Source organism: Corynebacterium sp. HMSC059E07, assembly GCF_001814395.1.
GTDB classification, from domain to species: Bacteria; Actinomycetota; Actinomycetes; order Mycobacteriales; family Mycobacteriaceae; genus Corynebacterium; species Corynebacterium hesseae.
Genome location: NZ_KV816289.1, coordinates 1 through 1268, shown reverse-complemented (window position 1 = coordinate 1268; position 1268 = coordinate 1). Strand labels below are relative to the sequence as shown.

Annotated in this window: 1 protein-coding gene; it reads right to left on the bottom strand. The window is 54.4% G+C overall.

Annotated features, from left to right (window positions below; genetic code table 11):
- Positions 1-1188, bottom strand: a 1188-nt coding sequence (locus HMPREF2967_RS04940; protein ID WP_070685246.1) for an IS1249 family transposase, incomplete at its 3' end; no start/stop codon positions are given.
- Positions 1189-1268: the final 80 nt, after the last annotated feature.

The window sequence follows — 1268 nt, the reverse complement described above, 5'->3', positions numbered from 1 at the left end:
CTTAAGCCCTAAGCTGGGGTTCCATTCGTTGTCGATGTGGGTGTCGAATGTGGCAGGTCGCCCGTCTGGGTGGCCTCGTCGTTTAAGTTCTTCTCTTGCCCAGGCCGCGCGTGCTGCTTTTTCTCCTTGGCGTCCGAAGTCTTGTTGCTTGGCTAACTCCAGTGGCGCTACCGGGTCTTCGGTGTGGGTGTAGAGCCACCAGTCCATGGTGATGCGCTGATGCTCATCGAACATGCCACGATGATTGCCTGCTAAGTCTTTGAGCTGTTTGTTGATGCCACCTTCCAGCAGGTTCGTGGTGGCTTTTAAATCCTGTGTGACACCTTCAGGCGGGTCAAGGAAGGTAAATAATTGTCCTGCGTGGATGAGCTTTTCCAAACGCTTTAGAGCCCTGCGGGCGTTGCGGTGGGTGTACCACCATTTCTGGTTAGCGCTGACCCATTTCGGCACTTGGCCTGCCGGTATAGCACTGCGGTAGGTTCGCTCTTTAAGCCAATCAGCAAAGGTAATACGGGTGTGGTGGACTGCAGCTGTAAACCGCGCAGCATCGTCGGGATTGCGTACTTGGACAAGCATGTAGCCCAGTTTCCGGATTGCTTTATGCGCTGGGTGAATCGGGTTGCGGCTGATATCAGCAAAAGTGTTGCGTTGGACGTGAACTAGGCAGCGCTGGATGGCAACGTCGGGCCATTTAATGCGCAGTGCCTTGAGCGCTCCACCTGCCCCGTCGGTGGTGACGATGAGTGGTTGCGCGATTTTGTCGAGCAGTTTCAGGTACTCGTATGAGCTTTCACGCAGGCACCAGTGCCAGGCGATGACGTGTGTTTCGGTGCAGGCTACCAGCAGGCATTTCTTGTGGAAATAGGTGCCGTCGATAAAGACCTGGTCATAAACACGATAGGGGTCAGTAGACGTGGGCACGGTGATAAACCACAGCAGCTTGAACCACCGGGTCAAAGTCCGCCTTGTTACCCCAAGGCGTTTGGCTAAATGGTCTGCAGATTCGCCGGAAAGAATCCAGTCAATAAAGATTTTGAAGTGCCGAATCTCGCTGGTGTGTGCGCGGGCATTAATCGATGAAACGTTGCACTGAGGACACAACCAGCGCTGGGTTCCTGCCGCGGTTTTGCCGTTCTTAACCAGTCCGTGGCCGCACATGTCACACGACGGCCGATTCCTATTAGCCATAGGAATTGGCCTTACCGCACCAGCAGCAGTACCCCTATCACAGACCTAGGACTATCCAGTGTTGATTTCACAGATCGGGC